This window comes from Streptomyces sp. CNZ301 (genome assembly GCF_004217425.1).
On the sequence record NZ_SHLG01000002.1, the window covers coordinates 711,097 to 729,877 of the forward strand.

Sequence of the window (18,781 nt, forward strand, 5' to 3'; positions counted from 1 at the left end):
ACGCGCGTAGATGACATGTCAACGCCAAGTGAGGGATTTTTAGCGGGAGTTCACCCGTCCCCGGTCGCCCGTCGGTGGCGTTCTTCCAGGTCGCGGACGCCCTGTTCGGTGAGCGACCCGTGCAGACGCAACCGGGCGATGCCCCCGTCGGGGTGGATGTCGAGCCGCACATGCGTCACCGGCGGGGTGCCGGCGAGCAGGAAGCGGTGCACCGTGTCCGGCTGGAGCCGGGTGCGCGGCAGCATCTCGCGCCAGTCGCCCTGTTCGCCGTCCCTGCCCCAGAGCTCCGCCCAGCCCGCCGCGTTGCCCTTGAGGCAGCCCGTGTCGATCTCGACGGCGCGGACGGCGGCCTGGGCTGTCAGGGCATAGCGGATCCAGTCGTTGCCGGTGTCGCGGCGGCGGCGCGTCTCCCAGCCGTCGTCCATCTGCCGCGGACGGCCGGGCAGAATCGTGTTTCCGGGCGGCGAGTAGAACCGGTCGGAGGCGTCCTGGACGTGGCCGCCGTTCTCCAGGGCCACCAGGTCGAACGTGCCGAGGGCCGCCAACCACGCGGGATCGGGGGCGACTTCGCCGTACACGCGCAGCCGCGCGATCCCTCCGTCGGGGTGCTGGTTGACGCGCAGATGCGTGAAGCGGCGGCCGTCGTCGACGGTGAAGCCGTTGGCGGCGTGACCCCCGATGACGGTCTCCGGGACGAGGACGGCCCAGTCGGTTGCCTCGTCGAGCAGTTCCTCCGGCGAGGGCGCGCCGGGCACGCAGGCGGCCTCGACCGAGACGGCGCGCGGGTAGTTGCCGCGGAAGTGGGCGGTGTCGACGACGATCCCGCGCACGATGCCGGGAGCTCCCAGCCGCACGAGCGCCCAGTCGTGATCGTCCGCGGCGGGGTGCGGCGACGTGGCGCCGGCTCCGCGGCGGCGGCGGGTCTCCCAGCCGTCCATGATCTTGCCCTTGTGGCCGAAGCGTTCGGGGTCGAACTCGGCGCGGCCCGGCTTGAGCAGGTTCTCGCGTTCGGCGAAGAACTCGTCGTTGGCGGCGGTGACTCCGGCGCCGAGCCGGCGGTCGGCAAGGTCCGGGAGGTGGGCGAAGGGGAATTCGGCGGTGCGAAAGTCGGCGTACGGATCGCCGCCCCGGTACGGGTTCGCGTCGCCGGTGAAGCGCGGAAGTCCCTCGTCGGGGCCCGCGTCGTTGCCCGGATCGGGGCCCGCGTCGGGGCCCGTGGCCGGCGTGGAACCGGAAGCGGTGGCGGGGGCGGGGTGCCGCGTGTCTGTCATGCCGTGGGCCTCTCGATCCTCTCGGTCCTTCCGGGGCTCTCGGTTCCGGTGTCCGTGTTGCGCTCGGCCGCGCCGGGGTGCTCGCCCGCGGGACGCTCGGTCCGCTCGATCAGCCGTCCGCTCCGCCCCAGCGGGCGGCCGTCCTCGGCGATCCGCCGCCCGCGCAGCCATGTCGCCCGTACGACGCCGTCCAGAGTGCGGCCCGCGTAGGCGGTGACGGGGTTGCGGTGGTGCAGCCGCGCCGGGTCGACGGTGAAGTTCTCCTCGGGCGCGACGACGGCGAAGTCCGCGTCGTGGCCGGGTGCGACGGCGCCCTTGCGTCCGTCCAGTCCGGCGAGCCGCGCGGGCCCCGAGGACATCCAGCGCACGACGTCGTCGAGCGTGTGTCCCCTTCTGCGCGCCTCCGTCCACACGGCCGGGAGGCCGAGCTGGAGCGAGGAGATGCCGCCCCACGCCGTACCGAAGTCGCCGTCCTTGAGCTCGGCGGTGCAGGGCGAGTGGTCGGAGACCACGCAGTCGACGGTGCCGTCGGCCAGTCCCTGCCAGAGGGCGTCCTGGTTGGCCCGCTCCCGGATGGGCGGGCAGCACTTGAACTCGGTTGCGCCGTCCGGGACTTCCTCGGCGCTGAGGGTGAGGAAGTGGGGGCAGGTCTCGACGGTGAGCGCCACGCCGTCCCCGCGCGCCCGTGCGATGGCCGGCAGCGCGTCGCCGGAGGACAGGTGCAGCACGTGCACGCGTGCTTCCAGCTTCCGTGCCAGGCCGACGAGGAGGTCGACGGCGTCGTTCTCCGCGGCGCGCGGACGGGAGGCGAGGAAACCGGCGTAGGCGGGGCCGCCGCTCCGCGGCGCCGCGGCCAGCCGCGCGGGGTCCTCGGCGTGCACGATGAGCAGGCCGCCGAGGCCCGCGATCTCGGTGAGCGCCGACTCCAGTTCGTCCGGGCCGAGTTCGGGGAACTCCTCGACGCCGGAGGGCGAGAGGAAGCACTTGAATCCGAAGACGCCCGCCTCGTGGAGGGGGCGCAGGTCGGCCACGTTGCCGGGGATCGCGCCGCCCCAGAAGCCGGTGTCGACGTGGACCTGGGCGCGCGCGGTCTCCTGCTTCGTACGGAGGTGGGGGACGGTGGTGGTAGGCGGCAGGGAGTTGAGCGGCATGTCGAGGAGCGTGGTGATGCCGCCCGCCGCGGCGGCGCGGGTCGCGGTGGTGAAGCCCTCCCACTCGGTGCGCCCCGGGTCGTTGACGTGCACGTGGGTGTCGACGAGCCCGGGGAGCACCGCGTCGTCGCCCGTGTCCACCAGCTGCGCCCCGTCCGGCACCCGCGCGTCGTACGGTCCGACCTCGGTGATTCTGCCGTCCGCGACGCTCACCGTCGCCGCCCGCGTACCCTCGGGTGTGACGACGCGCGCCGAGCGCAGGACGAGTTGGACGCCGGGCACCTGACCACCCCTCTCTTCAACATTCTGTTGATGCCAGATCCTCTTGGCAGATCCCTGCCACGTCAAGACGCCGGCCATGGCGGATTCCGCTCAATGGAAGTACAATTCCGCATTGCAGAATCAATGTCGTCTCCGGTCCGGATATCCGCAGGGCCGGCGGTCACGGGGCCCGAGGATCGTGTGCCGGTAGCAGGCGCCCCACCCGCAGGAAAGGAACGCGACGTGCCGTCGTCCGACCGGCGAAACCCCGCCACCGCCCCCAGCACCTCTGCCTCCACGGGGCAGTCGGGCGGCGTCCAGTCCCTCGAGCGCGCCTTCGACCTTCTGGAGCGTATGGCGGACGCCGGCGGCGAGGTCGGGCTGAGCGAACTCTCCGGCACCAGCGGACTGCCCCTGCCCACCATCCACCGGCTGATGCGCACCCTCGTGGCCTGCGGCTACGTACGCCAGCAGCCCAACCGCCGCTACGCGCTCGGCCCCCGCCTCATCCGCCTCGGCGAAAGCTCCTCCCGGCTGCTGGGCACATGGGCGCGGCCGCACCTCGCGCGGCTCGTCGAGGAGACGGGCGAGACCGCCAACATGGCGCTGCTCGACGGCGACGAGGTGGTCTACGTGGCGCAGGTGCCCTCGCGGCACTCGATGCGGATGTTCACGGAGGTCGGACGGCGCGTGCTGCCGCACTCCACGGGCGTCGGCAAGGCGCTGCTGGCCGGCAGCTCGCCGGAAGAGGTGCGCGCGGTGCTCGCCCGCACGGGCATGCCCGCCGCGACCGAGCGGACCATCACCACGCCGGAGGGCTTCCTCGCGGCGCTGGAACACGTCCGAGAGGTGGGCTACGCGATGGACGACAACGAGCAGGAACTCGGGGTGCGCTGCATCGCCGTCTCGGTGCCCGACTCACCGACGGCGGCGGCGATTTCGATCTCCGGGCCGGCCGGCAGGGTCACGGAGGCGGCGACCGACAAGTTCGTGCCGCTGATGCACGAGGTGGCCGAACAGCTCTCGAAGGCCCTCGCGAGCAACGGCGCCACGGGGGCCTGAGCGGCGCCTGCCGCACGGCCTGCGGCGGCCGCGACCGTGGGGCCGACCTGCCGTCCCTGTGCCATTCCCGGGAGGGCCGAGCTGCCCCTGCTGTCCGTGCAACTGCCGTCCCTGACGGGGCGGTTGCGCACCGCGCTCAGCGGACTTGGCAGACCAGCTTCGCGTCGCTTGCCGGCTCTCCGCACCGCGCTCCGGGTCACCTTCCGCTGCGCGAGCCGCGGACGTTCGTGATCGTCCATGCCGGCAAGCCCTCCGACGCCGATCGGTGCGTTCGTGAAGCGCCGGCCTGTCCGGGTGTGGGCCCGGACAGGCTTCGGCTTCCCGGGCCGCCTCAAAGCTCGCCCCAACCGCCTCTCACCGGCCACCGGTTGGGCCCGCGCGTCATCGGCATGTAAGGACTCGGACGATTCCCTTATGGCAACCCGCGAGGCGCTGACGCCCCGCACCGTGCGGCCCGACGGGCGTGGGCCGCCGGTCCGTCCCAGGCTGTACGCTCCGATCACCTCGCCGGGCGGCAGCCCCGGCCGACCGGAAATTCAGCGTGAGGAGTCCTCATGAGCTACGGCCCGCCGCCCGAACCGAACGCGTCGGTCCCGCAGCCCGGCGGACCGGCTCCGGCGGACCGTCCCAAGGGGTTCGGGGCCGCGGTGGCCGCGGTCGTCCTCGGCCTTGCCGGATGCGTGCTGCCGCTCCTCCCGATGGACCTGACCGGCGTTCGGGCCTATGTCGGCCTGCCGTCCGGGGCGGGTGGGATCATCCTCGCGATCGTCGCCTACCGCGGGCACAGCCGCGGCAAGCCACTGGCCATGACCGGCGCGATCCTGTCCGCCCTCGCACTGGTCCTCTGGATGATCATGACCGCCGGTCAAGGCTGACGCGGGCTCGGGCCGCGTCGGTCCCCTCGCCGGCATCCTCGTCCGTACGGGCCTGGCGAACTCCCGGGAGACAGAACCTAGTTGACGCCCTGGAAGCCCAGCGGTTCGCCGAAGAGCTCCATGGCGTTGCGCAGGGCCGAGAGCGCGTCCGCGAGAGCGCTCACCGAGCCGATGGCGGCGAGGATCTGGAGCAGGGAGCTGCGCAGCTCGTCGGCCGTCGGAGCGCCCTCGGCGACCCGGGCGGCGAGGGCGGTGAGTTCGTCCTCGGCTGCATGCCTGTCGTACAACAGGGCCGGGTAGGCGTCCAGTTCGGCCCGCAGACGGGCAACGGCAGCCCTCAGCCCGGCGACGCGGGGATCGTCCCCAGTGTCGGCCACAGGTATCGCACGCTGCTCTACGGCATCGCTTCGCGCCACGATTCGCCCCCACAGTGATGATGCCGCGCACCCGCCCCCCAAAGGATCGAACGCGACCGGCCGTCCCCAAGTAAACGCCACTCTCCGCACATCGCGCCACACAGAGCGCGAAATTCGGGGCGTGAAGCACCAAGTTCGCCACGCCTTGCGCGACTCGTGCGCAATCGTGCCTTATGGAGGTACACCGGCCCCCGGGCGGTGACACGCCGCCTTCGGACGGAGGTGCACCGCCTCCGGGTGCGCGCAGGGCGGCGAGACTGCGGGAGACAGCCGGGCGGCCGACAGGCAGGGCCCGGCACAGGACCGGCCCGAGGACGGCACGGCAGGAGAAGAGGTCCGGATGACTGGCGAGCGGGACGAGGACGAGGGCCGGGCCGCCCCAGTGGTGGCCGGGCTGCTGCTCGCGGCGGGTGGGGGACGGCGCCTGGGCGGCCGCCCCAAGGCCCTGTTGCCGTTGCACGGGAGGCCGTTGGTCGAGCACGCGGTGCGGACTCTGCGCGCCGGCGGCTGCGACCGCGTGCACGTGGTGCTGGGCGCGGCCGCGGGACGGGTACGCGCCCGTGCCGAACTCTCCGGCTGCACGGTGCTCGACAACCCGCACTGGGAGTCGGGGATGGGCTCCTCGCTGCGGCTCGGTCTCGACTCCCTCACCGGTACGGGCACGGACGCGGCGGTTGTGCTGCTCGTCGACCAGCCGTGGATCGGTCCGGGCGCGGTCGCCCGCGTGCGCTCGGTCTGCCGCTCCCCCGCCACGCTGGCGGCCGCGTCGTACGGCGGGCGCCGCGGCCATCCGGTGCTGTTCGGGGCGGACCACTGGGCGGGGATCGCGACGAGCGCGGAGGGCGACCAGGGCGCGCGGGCGTATCTGCGCACGCGCTCGGACGAGGTCGAGCTGGTCGAGTGCGGCGACATCGCCGATCCGGCGGACATCGACACCCCCGTGGACCTGGAACGCCTGAAGGACGCCGGCTCGTGAGCGGGCGGAACGCGGGCCGGCCCGTATCCCGGGCTCGGCCCGCACCCCCGCTCGAATGCGGGGGCGTGGACTCGGGCACGGGCACAGGCACAGGCACGGGGCCACCGACCGGGTTCCGGCCGCGAGTCGGGGGCACAAGGCGAGTGCCGGGGCACCGGCCCGCCCGCGGGTTTCGCCGGGCAGGGCCGCGGAACCCATCCTCCGTCCGCGCCTCACCACCGGGGACGGCGCAGGCGCCGGCTCCGGAGGACTGGCACTCAGGGCCACGGGCCGGAGCGCGGAACGGGTGAGGGATGTCTCGACGTCAACAGACCCTTGATTATTCCACCATAAGGAAACTAGTCTCCACTGTTCAGAAAGCGTTTGGGCTCTCCCATCGAGACCCGGACCGCTTCCACGAGCGCCGCTCGGCCCGCGGCACTCCGTGCCGAACGCACGCGACCGGCGGCCGTGACAGCACGCCGCCCTAAGGAGTGACCACCATGCCCGCAGGAGCGTCCTCAGCCGTCGAGATCGTCGATGCGCCTCCCGTGGAGCGCCAGGAAGAGGTGCTGACCGGGCCCGCTCTGGAGTTCCTGGCCGCCCTGCACCGCCGGTTCACACCGAACCGCGACGAACTGATGACGCAGCGCGCGGAGCGCCGGGCGGAGATCGCCCGCACCTCCGCCCTCGACTTCCTCCCCAACACCGCCGACATCCGCGAGGGTGACTGGCAGGTGGCCGGATGCCCCGAAGCGCTTTTGGACCGCCGCGTCGAGATCACCGGTCCCACCGACCGCAAGATGACCATCAACGCGTGCAACTCCGGCGCGAAGGTGTGGCTCGCCGACTTCGAGGACGCCTCCGCCCCGACGTGGGAGAACGTCGTCGGCGGGCAGCTCAATCTGATCTCCGCCTACGAGCGCACCATCGACTTCACCGACGAGAACTCGGGCAAGTCCTACAAGCTCGGCCCGGCCGAGGACATGCCCGCCGTCGTGATGCGTCCCCGCGGATGGCACCTGAACGAGCGGCATCTGCGGGTGGACGGGGAGCAAGTGCCGGGCGCCCTCGTCGACTTCGGCCTCTACTTCTTCCACAACGCCCAGCGCCTCATCGACATGGGCAAGGGCCCCTACTTCTACCTGCCCAAGCTGGAGTCGCACCTCGAGGCGCGGCTGTGGAACGAGGTCTTCGTCTTCGCCCAGGACTACTGCGGCATCCCGCAGGGCACCGTCCGGGCCACCGTGCTGATCGAGACGATCACCGCGGCGTACGAGATGGACGAGATCCTCTACGAACTGCGCGACCACGCCTCGGGGCTGAACGCGGGCCGCTGGGACTACCTCTTCTCCATCGTGAAGAACTTCCGTGACGCGGGCGCCAAGTTCGTCCTGCCCGACCGCAACTCGGTGACGATGACGGCCCCGTTCATGCGGGCCTACACCGAACTCCTCGTGCGCACCTGCCACAAGCGCGGCGCCCACGCCATAGGGGGCATGGCCGCCCAGATCCCCAACCGGCGCGACCCGGAGGCCAACGAGAAGGCGTTCGCCAAGGTGCGGGCAGACAAGGACCGCGAGGCCGCCGACGGCTTCGACGGCTCCTGGGTGGCGCACCCCGACCTGGTGAGCGTCGCGCAGCAGTCGTTCGACGCGGTCCTCGGCGAGCGTCCGAACCAGAAGGACCGGCTGCGCGAGGACGTGGAGGTCACGGCCGCCGAGCTCCTCGCCGTCGACTCCACCGACGCGAAGCCGACGTACGCGGGGCTGCGCAACGCCGTCCAGGTCGGCACCCGCTACATCGAGGCCTGGCTGCGCGGCATGGGCGCCGTGGCCATCTTCGGCCTCATGGAGGACGCGGCCACCGCGGAGATCTCACGCTCGCAGATCTGGCAGTGGGTCAACGCAGGTGTGGTGCTGCCCGACACCCCCGAGGGCGAGCAGCGCGTCACTCCGGAGCTGGTGCGACAGGTCGCCGAGATGGATCTGGCCGAGCTGCGCCGCGAGTTGGGCGACGAGGCCTTCGAGTCGGGCGAGTGGCAGCGGGCCCACGACCTGCTGCTGCGGGTCGCGCTCGACGAGAAGTACGAGGAGTTCCTGACGCTCCCGGCGTACGAACTGCTGGGCTGAGCCCGTCAGCCCAGTGCCGGGTCAGGGGATGAAGGGCTAGAATGCGCCTCCGGCGCCGCCTGCGCGCCCGACCTCCTGACCCGGCCCTCACGCTGCCGGGCGGCGCGGAGGCAGAGGTGATCTTCTTGTCATCGCGGGCGTGTTCCTTTGTCTGCCTTGTCGGCCTGTCCTTTCGTGGCGACGGTGGCGGGCCCGCGTGAGGGGTTCGCATCGTGTGCCCTGAGAGGATCGACGGTGACGGAGCAGCGAGCGCTCAAGAAGCTGGTACGGCGACGGATGGCCCGTACCGGAGAGTCGTACACGACGGCCCGGCGGCACGTACTGGCTCAGGCGGCCCGCGCCGAGGCCCCGGCCCTCCCGACCGGCCTGGTCTACGGCGAGTTCGGGACCGACCAGCACCACGAGGCCTCCCTCGTCCGGCACGCGCTGGGCAGCGTCCACGACGAGGCGCTGATCGCCGGCCTGGCCGGCGGCATCGGCTTCATGTACTTCGTGTTCGAGTACAAGGACATGCCGCCGATGATGACGATCGTCGCGCAGCACCACCCGGAGCCGTGGGTGCCTGCGGCACTGGACCGGCTCGGCGTCCCCTGGACCGAGCAGCACAGCACCAGGCCCCGCTGGGAGCGCGTGCGTGCGGCCCTGGACGAGGGGCGTCCCGTCTTCTGCACCGTGGACAGGTCCCGGCTGCCGTGGCACGGGATGGTGCCCGGCTTCGGAAACGACCCGTACACCGTGACGATCGCCGGGTACGAGGGCGACACGTTGTACGTCGACGACGAGTCGGTGACCCCGCACGCCATCGGCACCGAGGAGTTCGGCGAGGCGTGGTCCTCGCACAAGAAGGGCCGCCACCAGATGATCGTGCCGTCCGGGCCGCCCACCGGCGCCCCGGACACGGCCGGAGCGATCGCGACCACCTGCGCCCATCTGACCGGTCCCGTCATGGGCGGCAACTGGGACGTGAACTTCGGCTTCTCCGGCATGGACAAGCTGGCCGCCCAACTGCGCGACACCAGAACGAAGTCGGGGTGGGAGCGGCGCTTCGGGGACCCGGTCGCGTTCTTCCACGGGGTGCGCCGCATCTACGAGTGCCTGGAGCTGGAGTACACCGCGCCCGGCGGTACCCGCCCTCTCTACGCGCGGTTCCTCGACCTGGCCGGCCGGACCAAAGCCGCGGAACTCTTCCGCGAGTCGGGACGCGGCTGGGAGAAGCTGGCCGGCCTGGCGCTGGAGACGGTCTCGGAACTGGGTGACTACACCGAGCTCTGCGAGCAGCGGATGCAGCTGATCATGTCGCAGGGAAGGGGGGCAGCCGCGGAGATCCGCGCCCTGGGAGAGCGGGCCGGCGCTCTCGCCCACGAGTACGGCGCTCCCGACGAGAGCACCCGGAGGCGGCTGTTCGACGAGATGGCGGACGTCGTCGACTCGTGTGCGGCGCTCGAACGCAGGGCGGTCGAGCTCCTCGTGAAGACGTAACGGTCGTACGGGCGCCGCGTGTCCGGCCGTCACCGTTGCCCGAGGGCAGCACGTCGCGGCCGGGCACGCGCCTCACCGCAGACCGATCTCGGCCCACACGGTCTTGCCGGGCGCGGGCGCGTTGTCGATGATCCCCCAGCGGGACGCGAGAGCGGAGACGAGCAGCAGCCCGCGCCCGGACTCCGACTCGTCCGCGGGCGGGACCAGTTGGCCCGGCGCGGTGGGGCGGCCCCCGGTCCTCGCGTCGGTGACCTCCACGCGGACGTGGTCGCCGCCGAAGCGCAGCATCAGGGCGAAGTCCCTTCCGGGCACCCGGCCGTGCAGGACGGCGTTCGAGGCGAGTTCGCCGACCACCGAGGCGATGTCGTCGGACGGTCCGCTGCCGTACGGCACGCCCCACGCGTCCAGTTGTCGCAGGGTCAGATACCGGGCGAGCCTTGCGCCGCGCCGGGTGGCGCTGAACCGCTGGGCGAACGCACGTACGGTAATGGATTCCGGAGCCGAGGCATGGGCTGACATGGCCCCAACCTGCCGCCTCTACAGAGCAGTTGACCAGCACCTCCGCCCGTACGCACCCGTGCGTACGGGCTTCCTCCGTGGACGGTACGCATCACCGACGGTAATCATGGACCAGCCGGATCGGCGGCGGATCGGAAGACCGGAGGTGGCCGGAGATGACGGGGTACGAGGGCGCACTCGGCGGCGAGCCCGAGGGCACCGACGGCCTGAAGGCGTTCGGAGCGGTGCTCAAGGCCTTCCGGAAACGCGCACGGCTCACCCAGGACGAACTGGCCGCGCGCGTACGGTACTCGGCGCAGACCATCGCCTCCGTCGAGCAGGGGCGGCGACTGCCGCCGGCCGACCTCGTCGAGCGGGCGGAAGAGGTGCTGGACGCCTTCGGCGCGCTCAGGGCCGCCGCCCGGCACGCCGTGCGCAGACCCGGGATCGCGTCCTGGTTCCGCGAGTGGGCGAAGCTGGAGGAGGAGGCGGTGAGCCTGTGCACCTACGAATGCCGGGTGATCCCGGGCCTGTTGCAGACGGAGGCGTACGCGCGGGCTGTGACGCTGAACGTGCCGCCGCCGCCCTCCGCCGAGGAAGTGCGGGAGCGTGTCACCACCCGCCTCGAACGCCAGCAACTCCTGCGCCGGGAGCGGCCCGTCGCCTTCAGCTTCATCATCGAGCAGGCCCTGCTGGAACGCCGTACGGGCGGCGTCGAGGTCACCGGAGAGCTCATCGGCCACCTGCTGGAGGTCGCGGAGCTCTGGAACGTGGAGTTGCAGCTCATGCCTCTCCAACAGCGGTGCCACGCGGGCCACGACGGGCCGATGCAGCTCCTGGAGACCCCGGACAACCAGTGGCTCGGATACACGGAGGGGCAGAAGACCGGCCAACTGCTGCTCGACCGCAGAGACGTGAGCGTGCTGCTCCAGCGGTATGCCAGGATGCGTTCACAGGCTCTCACCCCCGAGGACTCCGTGAGCCTGCTGAGGCGGATGCGAGGAGAGCTATGAGCAGCACGGATGAGCTGACCTGGTCCAAGAGCAGCTACAGCGGCTCAGAAGGTGACAGTTGCGTGGAAGTCGCGACGCTCCCTGACACCGTCCACGTCCGCGACTCCAAGGACACCACGCGCCCGCACCTGATCCTCTCCCCCACCACCTGGAACACCTTCGTCTCCCACGCCGCGGCCCGGTGAGCCCCGCCGGCTGAACCGGAATCGGCCCCCGCCCGGACTCGGGCGGGGGCCGGTTCCGGGACCCCGGAGGCCGGGATCGGTCTCTCGGCCGGAAGACCGCTCACGCAGGCTCGAACGTCATGCAGTCCACCTCGTCCTGCACATACCCGACGGTGATTCCGGGCGCCCGGCACTCGAACTGCGTGTTGTGCCGGCAGCTGGAGACCTTGCAGGCGCCGACCCTGCCCGTGGTGGCCGGGTCTCCGCCCTTGGACTGGGCGGTGAAGAAGGTGTCGCAGTGGGCGCGCTGCATGTCTCCGACCGTGATGGCCAGTGCGTGGCAGGAACGCTCCCTGTTGTAGGCGCAGGCATCCACGCTGCATTCCTGTACGACGGGCATTTCCATGGGCGATCTCCCTATCGACTCATCGACATGTCGCGGACGCGCCCCGGTCACGGCCGCTCGGTGGTGACGCCGGGAACGGGCCGGGCACGGGGCGGGGCCGGACGAGGTTCCGCGGGGACCATCGCACGCGGCCCCATCGGCTGCCCTTCACCAGGCCGGGGGGACCGCCGGGTGGCGTACACGAACCGCTCTGCCGGGCTCGTCGCTCAGGCTGTACCGCCGCCGAATGCGGAGGCGGGCACACGCACGGCACCGCGGCTTCTCCCTCCGGCTTCCGGGGCAGGGAGGAGGGCCAACGCGCGTGCCGCGACCGGACGTTGCCGAACCCTCGCGTCGGCAGGGCCGGCGCAGGTCAGGTCAGGTCAGGTCAGGTCAGGTCAGCGTCGCACCCGGAGCACGGGCGTTGCCGGCCGCGCATCCGGAGGCGCCACGGCGAGCGGTCACACCCCTGGGCCCCGCTGGAGCTCCGCCCGCAGCGCCTGCCGCAGCCAGGTGTACTCCTCGGCGCGTGAGGGCTGCGGGTCGTGGCCTCTGACGGTGCGCAGCAGTTCCCGGAAGCTCTCGGCTCCGGCGTCGAGGCCGACCTGCAGGGCTTCGAGGACCTCGGCCCGGTCCGCGTCGCCGAACAGTTCCGTCAACACCCCCGGAGCGTCCGCGCCTTCGGGGTCCACGCCGCTTTGCCGCGCCTCCCGCACCACCGCCACGACGTGCCCGGTGAACCAGATGTGCCCGCCGTGCCGCCGCTGGGCGGGCGCGCTCAGTTCCAGCATCCTGCGCATCCCGGCGCGGAAGTCCGGGTCCTGGATGAGTTCGGCGAGCCGGAGCCAGGCGTCGACCTGCTCGGGCGTCGGGCTGTCGGGAAGTTCGACGGGGGAACGCCTCAGCCGCTCCCCCATGTCGGGGGCTCCGTCGACACCGTCGGCCACCTCCTTCATGAAGTCCTCGATGATTTCCCTGCGTTCGTCCACTGATAGCCGTGCGAGCTTGTTCATCAGTGCTGTCTCCTCCGCTGTGGAACCGCGCTTCGCGACGGTGGACAGAACCGCCCGGCTCACCTTCAGTGCCCGAATGCGTGCGTCCAGGGCGGCGACATGGGTGGCGGCGACCTCGGCGACCGTGGTCTCACTGCGCACGATCCGGCTCACCTCATCCAGGCCGAGCCCCAACTCCCTGAGAGTCCGTACGAGTTCGAGACGGGCCACGGCCTCCGCGCCGTAGAGCCGGTAGCCGCCCGAGGACCGGCGCTCGGGCGTCAGCACGCCCACGTCGGACCAGTAGCGGATGGTGCGCACCGCGACACCGGCACGGTCGGCGAGCTGCCCGATGGTGAGAGATTCCGGGTGTTCGTCACTCATACCGGGAGTCTGGACCTTCCAGCGGCTGGAGACTCAAGTCCCCGCAAGCGCCGGGATACACGCCGCCGCGGCCAGGCCGCCGTAGCTCCCCGGGGAACCGTGGAGGTGCTCACCGAGCCTCCCTGGCCCGTGCGGAGCGGGAGTTCACCATCGGGGGGCGGTGGCCACGGGCGCGGTACCGTCCGTCAGGTGACGCGGATGGCGATGCCCGGGTAGTCGTGGAGGAGGCCCGAGCTGTCGTAGGCGAGACGGGCTTCGAAGCCGAAGGAGGGGGCGGAGTATTCGTAGCGCTGCCGGCCCGTCTTGTCGCGGACGAGTTCATAGCTCTGGTGGAGCCGGTCCACGGCGAGTTCCCCCGCACGCACATACACGGCGGGCGCCTCGGCGCGCTCCCCCTCTGCGAGAGACAGCCGGCGCACGGGCAGCGCGTTGGTCATGGCGGAGGATTCGAGGTCGATGTCGAGGCATCCGTCGAGTTCGGGCGCCACGACGCCGTCGACCTGCCAGTGTCCCTCGCCGTTGCTGATGATCGACCTCGTGACGCGGCCGGCGGCGGAGCGGCCCGAGATGTGCGCGGAGCGGGTGACCCAGGCGCTGTCGAGTTCGAGTTCGTAGTCGACGATCCAGGTGCTGCCGTCCTCAACGGCCGTCGTGCAGCCTTGGATACGCCAGCCTTCGCCGGTGGTCCGGAAGTACACGACCTCGAAGCCGGCTCTGGCCTTGATGTGCTGCCATGCTGCGGTCTTCGGCGGGTCACGGAAGTCCATTGCCGGCGCCCTCCTCCAGGGTCGGGGGCACCATCCTGACCCGCACCCGAGGGCACGCCGAGGCGGCTCGCCGGTCGCCGGGAGGGAGCGGTGGCACGGGCGTCCGGGTGCCGGGCGGGGGCTGCGACAGGAACTGGCCGAATCCGGGCGGCAGACCGGGAGGCGGCCGGGTGTGTCAGACGACGCGGCTGTCGAAACCGGCCCGCTTCGCCTGCGCGCGGCGTTCCTCCCCCGCCTCTTTTCGCCACTGCTCGAAGTCGTCCCAGTCCAGTGGCTGCATGCACATCAGCTCACCCGTTCCGGGGACGAGCAGCACGCCGCCGAAGACCTCGTCCCCGGCGAACCAGCCCCCGTCCGCGATCGCGTCGGGCCAGCGGGGATGACCCATCGGCTCGCGGGCGACCATGTCCGGCGACTTCAGGCCCTCGTAGCCCAGGACCACCACGCGCTTCCCGTGCCGCCACAGCTCCAACCCGTATACCGGGGCGCGGAATTCGAAGGAGTAGACGCTCAGGACGCGGGCGCACTGCCGCACCCAGCGCAGCTGGTCGAACCAGAAGACCGTCGCCAGCGCGATGCCGAGCAGCCCCACACCCATCAGCGGTATGAGGGAGGTGGCCCTGGTCACCAGCGGCACGGCCATGAGCACGAGACTGGAGACGACGAGCACGGCGTAGCGCTTCAGGAGGGCCGCGTACAGGAAGTTCACCGGGCCCCGGTGATCGCTGCCGTCCGTGGGGTACGGCGCCGGGGTGCCTCTCGACGGCCGGCGCAGCACGTACCGCACCGCCATGACCTCGAGGACGACGAGCCCCAGCATTCCGGGTATCGCGAGGAACACGAGACCGTCGCTGCCCAGGAAGAGCGTCATCCCGTAGGACGCGGCGGCCGCCACCGCCCAGAGCACCTCACGTCTGAGCGGGACGGCTCGCTCCGGAAGGCCCGCGGGGGCCGGCGGGCCCTCCGGGGGAGAGAGCGTGCGGGCCTCGGGCGGCACACCGGCCGCCTCGTCCTCGCCGCGTTCAAGTGAGGCCCCTGGCATGACATCTTCCTGTTGATGGTCCGCAGTCACCGAAACACCGTTCCTTCACTGCATCAGCCGCGGAGCCGGGATGCCGGCTCCATGTCTCCCCGGGATGTCGCTCCACGCGGGGCCGTCGGTGAGACGTCACCGTACTCGCCCGCGGCGGGCCGTACGGGAAGGATGAGCCATCAGCAAAAGACCTCGTCAGGACGGTTCCCCGGATTTCCGGCACTGCGGGACGATCAGCCGAATCCACCGAGATCGCACCAGAGGTCCAGCAATCGCTCACGGTGGGCCGGCCCGCTCGGCTCCCCGGCCCGGGGCGGAACCAGGGTGAGGGCGTCACCGGTGAGGAGCGGGGGACCGCGGTCACGCGAGCGCCGGCGCGGCTGCCGCCTCCCGCCTCCTACGACCCGGTTCGGCGGAGGACGTGTTCCTTGTCCTCCTGCGGCAGTGCGTCCGCAGCCAGAAGCTTCGGCAGCAGTCCCGGTTCACGTGTCAGCGCGCGGAAGGCCAGGGCCACGGTCACGTCGTGATCGGGGCGGTGCCGGATCTCGACACCGTCGCCTGCCCGGATCTCACCGGGCTCGATCACGCGCAGATACGCACCGGGAAGCGCGGCCAGCGTGAACTCCTTGATCCACCCGTCGCGTTGAAGCCAGCCCTGGAAGGTCCCGCACGGAATCCGCGGGCAGGACACTTCGAGGACGACGTCCGAGCCGATACGCCAACGCTCCCCGATCAGGGCCCCGTTGACGTCCAGGCCGAGGGTGGTGAGGTTCTCCCCGAACACGCCGTTCGGGAGTGTCCTGCCCAACTCGGCTTCCCAGCCGTCGAGATCCTCCCGGGCATAGGCGTACACGGCCTGGTCACGGCCCCCATGGTGTTTCACGTCGTAGGCCCTGTCACCGGCCAGGCCGACAGCGCCGTCCCCCTTGGGGCCGGGCGCGGTGACCAGCACGGGCCCGTCCACAGGCTGCTTGTCGATGCCCGTCGCGGCCTGCTGCTTCCAGGGGTTGGGACGAGGACGGCCGACGTTGACGGAAAGCAGTTCCATGCCGCACGACGCTACGGCCGCCGGCCGTCTTCCGCGAGCGCAATTCGGGGAGCGCTCCGCAGCGGCCGCCGACCCACCCCCATCCCGGAAGGACCGGTGGTCAGTTGCGGCGCGGCAGGCGGTGGAGTTGCACCTGTGACAGGCCCTCGTCCGTCACCTCGGCGGTCATGTAGGTGCAGTACGGCTGGCGTCTGCGGTCCGTCGGCGAGCCCGGGTTGAGCAACCGGAGCCGGCCCCGGGCCGTGCTGTCCCAGGGGATGTGGCTGTGGCCGAAGACCAGCACGTCCGCTTCCGGGAAGCGTTCGGCGCAGCGGCGCTCGCGGCCTTGCGCCCCGCCTGTCTCGTGCACCACGGCGAAGCGCACCCCGGCGAGTTCGGCGTGCGCCACCTCCGGCAGGCGTGCGCGCAGAGCGGGTCCGTCGTTGTTGCCGTGGACGCCGACGAGCCGCCGGGCGCGTGCCTCGAACAGGTCGAGCGTGCCGGTGTCGACCCAGTCCCCGGCGTGGAAGACGACGTCGGCGGCGTCCAGTTCGCCGAGCAGCGCCTCCGGGAGTCGCTTGGCGCGCTTGGGCAGGTGGGTGTCCGTGGTCAGCAGCAGTCGCACGCCGGTGACGATAACGCCCCGGGCGTCCTGCGAGCTGCGGTGGAGCCGCACGTCCGTGCCTCGTCGGGGCGTCGTCTCCAACCGCCCCGCGGAACCCGGAGGTCGGTGGCCGCGTCGCATTCGCATGAGCCATCCATGGGGGAACGCACGCACCGCGCTGGGAGCCGCCGTGGGCGTCACGTTGGCCGGGGCGCTGCTCAACGGCTGCGGCACCGGGAGCGACTACTCCGGCCGGACCGACTGGAACGCGCCTCGCAGCTACAGCTACACACTGGGGATAAGCACCATGGCCGTGACCGGGTCCTTCCGGGTCCGTGTCACGAACGGCGAGGTCGTGCGGGCACGGCTCCTCGACGGCAGCAGGATGCCTGCCGGGCGGCTCGAGGACCGGGTCCACTCCGTCGAGGAGTTGCTGAAGCGGGTCGAGGACGCGCGGGAAGAGGACGCGCACCGGGCCGATGTGGCGTACGACGGCGAGCACCGTCCCGCACGCGTCGAACTCGACCCGTACAAGGAGGCCTCCGACGACCAGGCCTCGTACAGGATGCGCGACTACCGGATCGGGTGACGGCGTCGAGTGACGACGAGGCCGCTCGCGACGGCGTCCTTCCACGGAAGCGAGGCGAGCCCGGTCCGGTCCGTCCCGGCCCGGGCCGGGCCGGGACGGGCCGGGACGGACCGCAGCGCCGGTCACGGCCGGCGCGCGGGCTGCTCGTCCGGCACGTCGCCGGCCCGCGGCTCCGGCACCGCTGCCTCGCCGGCGGCGCCGCGCCGCCGTCCCAGATGGTTGAAGAGCAGGTTGAGGACGACCGCCGTGACGCACCCCGTCGAGATGCCGGAGTCCAGGATGATCCGCGCGCCGGCCGGGAAGACGCCGTAGAACTCCGGGGCGGCGACGGGGATGAGACCGACCGCCAGCGACACCGCGACGATCACGATGTTGCGGTCGTCGGCCAGGTCGGCCCTCGCCAGGGTGCGGACGCCGCTGGCTGCGACGGAACCGAACAGGACGACGCCCGCCCCGCCCAGCACCGGCTGCGGCACGGTCGCGATCAGGGCCGCTGCCGCCGGGCACAGGCCCATCAGGATGAGGATGCCGCCGCCCGCGGCGACCACGTAGCGGCTGCGGATCCTCGTCATCGCCACGAGGCCGATGTTCTGCGCGAAGGCGGTGGCCAGGAAGCCGTTGAAGAACGGGCTGATGAAGGAGCCGAGTGTGTCGGCGCGCAGCCCCGCGGCGATGGTCTTCTCGTCGGCGGGCCGGTCCACGATCTCACCGAGCGCGAGCATGTCGGCCGTGGACTCCGTCATCGAGACGAGCATGACGATGCACATCGAGATCACGGCGGCGACGGCGAACTGCGGAGCACCGAAGTGGAAGGGCGCGGGGAAGCCGACGATCGCGGCGTCGCGCAGCGCGCCGAAGTCCGTGATGCCGACGGGCACGGCGATCAGCGTGCCCACGAAGAGTCCGAGCAGCACCGCGATCTGCTTGACGAAACCGCGGGTGAAGCGGCTCAGCAGCAGGACGACGACGAGGGTCACGCCGGCCATGGCGATGTTCTTCGTCGCACCGTATCCGGGTGCCTGCGGGTCGCCGCCCTGCGCCCAGTTGAAGGCGACGGGCATCAGCGAGACGCCGATGAGCGTGATGACACTGCCCGTGACCACGGGCGGGAAGAAGCGCACCAGCTTGCTGAAGTACGGCGCCAGGAGGAAGCCGAGAGCGGCCGCCACCATGCAGGCGCCGAATATGACGGGCAGCGCGTCTTCGCTCCCCTCCGACTTGTGTATCGCCAGCATCGGCGCGACGGAGGCGAAGGTGACGCCGTTGACGAAGGGCAGGCGTGCACCTATCCGCCACACGCCGAGGGTCTGGAGCAGCGTGGCGATGCCCGCGAGGAAGAGGCTGGCGCCGGTGAGGAACGTCAGTTCCGTGACGGACAGCCCGACGGCCGAGCCGATGATGAGAGGCGGGGCCACCACGCCCGCGTACATGGCCGCAACGTGCTGGAGACCGGTGGTGAGGAGCTTCAGGGGCGGGAGGGACTGGTCGACGGGGTGCTTGGCCGTCGGCGCCGGGTCCGGCCCGTGCTCCGGGTCCGGCCCGTGCTCCGGGTCCGGTGCGGGTTGCCGGTGGCTGCCGTCCTGCGGCTGGTCGTCGTGTGCGGGCGTCTCGGTCACGGCGGATCCTCCTGTCGCTCTTCACAGGTCAGGTTCGTTCAACGTCGTTTCTGTGCCGTTACGCCCGGTGGTGCCGGACCGTCCCGGGAGCGTGAGGGGTTGGGCCA

19 protein-coding genes are annotated in these 18,781 nt (G+C 71.6%); 8 read left to right on the forward strand and 11 right to left on the reverse strand.

The annotated features are described in order from the left end of the window. Nucleotides 1-50 precede the first annotated feature (50 nt). Nucleotides 51-1,271: an allantoicase gene (gene alc, locus EV375_RS27300; protein WP_130302583.1), complete on the reverse strand. Its 1,221-nt coding sequence runs from the start codon at nt 1,269-1,271 to the stop codon at nt 51-53. Further along, a complete protein-coding gene (allB, locus tag EV375_RS27305) occupies nt 1,268-2,704 on the reverse strand; it encodes an allantoinase (protein ID WP_486588834.1) in 1,437 nt (478 codons plus the stop codon). The genes alc and allB overlap by 4 nt, the downstream gene beginning before the upstream one ends. A 222-nt stretch (nt 2,705-2,926) precedes the next feature. Between allB and EV375_RS27310 the strand changes: the two genes are divergently transcribed. Both EV375_RS27310 and EV375_RS27315 read left to right on the forward strand, forming a co-directional pair. Further along, entirely contained in the window at nt 2,927-3,745 is an 819-nt protein-coding gene (locus EV375_RS27310) for an IclR family transcriptional regulator (RefSeq protein ID WP_486588835.1), read from the forward strand. Between the two features lie 554 nt (nt 3,746-4,299). Then, nucleotides 4,300-4,620: a hypothetical protein gene (locus EV375_RS27315; protein WP_130302586.1), complete on the forward strand. Its 321-nt coding sequence runs from the start codon at nt 4,300-4,302 to the stop codon at nt 4,618-4,620. A gap of 77 nt (nt 4,621-4,697) precedes the next feature. Here EV375_RS27315 and EV375_RS27320 read toward each other — a convergent pair whose 3' ends face one another. Then, nucleotides 4,698-4,997 (reverse strand): DUF5955 family protein, encoded by a 300-nt coding sequence (locus tag EV375_RS27320; protein WP_207228482.1) that lies wholly within the window; start codon nt 4,995-4,997, stop codon nt 4,698-4,700. 379 nt (nt 4,998-5,376) lie between these two features. Between EV375_RS27320 and EV375_RS27325 the strand changes: the two genes are divergently transcribed. The 3 genes from EV375_RS27325 (at nt 5,377) to EV375_RS27335 (ending at nt 9,602) form a co-directional block, all read left to right on the forward strand. After that, nucleotides 5,377-6,012: a nucleotidyltransferase family protein gene (locus EV375_RS27325; protein ID WP_130302588.1), complete on the forward strand. Its 636-nt coding sequence runs from the start codon at nt 5,377-5,379 to the stop codon at nt 6,010-6,012. Nucleotides 6,013-6,494: 482 nt separating this feature from the next. Then, the gene (aceB, locus tag EV375_RS27330; protein ID WP_130302589.1) at nt 6,495-8,123 is read left to right on the forward strand and encodes a malate synthase A; all 1,629 of its coding nucleotides are present in this window, start codon (nt 6,495-6,497) and stop codon (nt 8,121-8,123) included. Between the two features lie 234 nt (nt 8,124-8,357). Beyond that, nucleotides 8,358-9,602 (forward strand): BtrH N-terminal domain-containing protein, encoded by a 1,245-nt coding sequence (locus EV375_RS27335; protein ID WP_130302590.1) that lies wholly within the window; start codon nt 8,358-8,360, stop codon nt 9,600-9,602. A 72-nt stretch (nt 9,603-9,674) separates the two neighbouring features. On the opposite strand, the gene EV375_RS27340 is transcribed toward EV375_RS27335, so the two are convergent. Continuing rightward, complete coding sequence (locus EV375_RS27340) at nt 9,675-10,121, reverse strand: ATP-binding protein (RefSeq protein WP_130302591.1); 447 nt, start codon at nt 10,119-10,121, stop codon at nt 9,675-9,677. A gap of 155 nt (nt 10,122-10,276) precedes the next feature. Here EV375_RS27340 and EV375_RS27345 point away from each other — a divergent pair, with 155 nt between their 5' ends. Together EV375_RS27345 and EV375_RS27350 are read left to right on the forward strand one after the other, a co-directional pair. Continuing rightward, nucleotides 10,277-11,113, forward strand: coding sequence for a Scr1 family TA system antitoxin-like transcriptional regulator (locus EV375_RS27345; RefSeq protein WP_130302592.1), 837 nt, complete (start codon nt 10,277-10,279; stop codon nt 11,111-11,113). Further along, nucleotides 11,110-11,298, forward strand: coding sequence for a DUF397 domain-containing protein (locus EV375_RS27350; RefSeq protein WP_130302593.1), 189 nt, complete (start codon nt 11,110-11,112; stop codon nt 11,296-11,298). Before EV375_RS27345 ends, EV375_RS27350 begins: the two co-directional genes overlap by 4 nt. 100 nt (nt 11,299-11,398) lie before the next feature. On the opposite strand, the gene EV375_RS27355 is transcribed toward EV375_RS27350, so the two are convergent. From EV375_RS27355 to EV375_RS27380, 6 genes are all read right to left on the reverse strand, one after another. Then, the gene (locus tag EV375_RS27355) at nt 11,399-11,683 is read right to left on the reverse strand and encodes a DUF1540 domain-containing protein (RefSeq protein WP_130302594.1); all 285 of its coding nucleotides are present in this window, start codon (nt 11,681-11,683) and stop codon (nt 11,399-11,401) included. 440 nt (nt 11,684-12,123) lie between these two features. Next, nucleotides 12,124-13,038 (reverse strand): MerR family transcriptional regulator, encoded by a 915-nt coding sequence (locus EV375_RS27360; protein WP_130302595.1) that lies wholly within the window; start codon nt 13,036-13,038, stop codon nt 12,124-12,126. A 185-nt stretch (nt 13,039-13,223) separates the two neighbouring features. After that, on the reverse strand, nt 13,224-13,805 hold the full coding sequence (locus tag EV375_RS27365; RefSeq protein WP_130302596.1) for a putative glycolipid-binding domain-containing protein: 582 nt from the start codon (nt 13,803-13,805) through the stop codon (nt 13,224-13,226). A 175-nt stretch (nt 13,806-13,980) separates the two neighbouring features. Beyond that, nucleotides 13,981-14,847, reverse strand: coding sequence for a hypothetical protein (locus tag EV375_RS27370; protein ID WP_130302597.1), 867 nt, complete (start codon nt 14,845-14,847; stop codon nt 13,981-13,983). A gap of 388 nt (nt 14,848-15,235) precedes the next feature. Beyond that, on the reverse strand, nt 15,236-15,886 hold the full coding sequence (locus tag EV375_RS27375) for an MOSC domain-containing protein (protein ID WP_130302598.1): 651 nt from the start codon (nt 15,884-15,886) through the stop codon (nt 15,236-15,238). Between the two features lie 100 nt (nt 15,887-15,986). Then, nucleotides 15,987-16,490, reverse strand: coding sequence for a metallophosphoesterase family protein (locus EV375_RS27380; protein WP_130302599.1), 504 nt, complete (start codon nt 16,488-16,490; stop codon nt 15,987-15,989). Between the two features lie 124 nt (nt 16,491-16,614). Here EV375_RS27380 and EV375_RS27385 point away from each other — a divergent pair, with 124 nt between their 5' ends. Continuing rightward, nucleotides 16,615-17,058 (forward strand): DUF6174 domain-containing protein, encoded by a 444-nt coding sequence (locus tag EV375_RS27385; protein WP_130302600.1) that lies wholly within the window; start codon nt 16,615-16,617, stop codon nt 17,056-17,058. A gap of 122 nt (nt 17,059-17,180) precedes the next feature. Here the strand turns inward: EV375_RS27385 and EV375_RS27390 are convergent, their stop codons facing one another. After that, the gene (locus EV375_RS27390; protein ID WP_130302601.1) at nt 17,181-18,674 is read right to left on the reverse strand and encodes a nucleobase:cation symporter-2 family protein; all 1,494 of its coding nucleotides are present in this window, start codon (nt 18,672-18,674) and stop codon (nt 17,181-17,183) included. Nucleotides 18,675-18,781 lie beyond the last annotated feature (107 nt).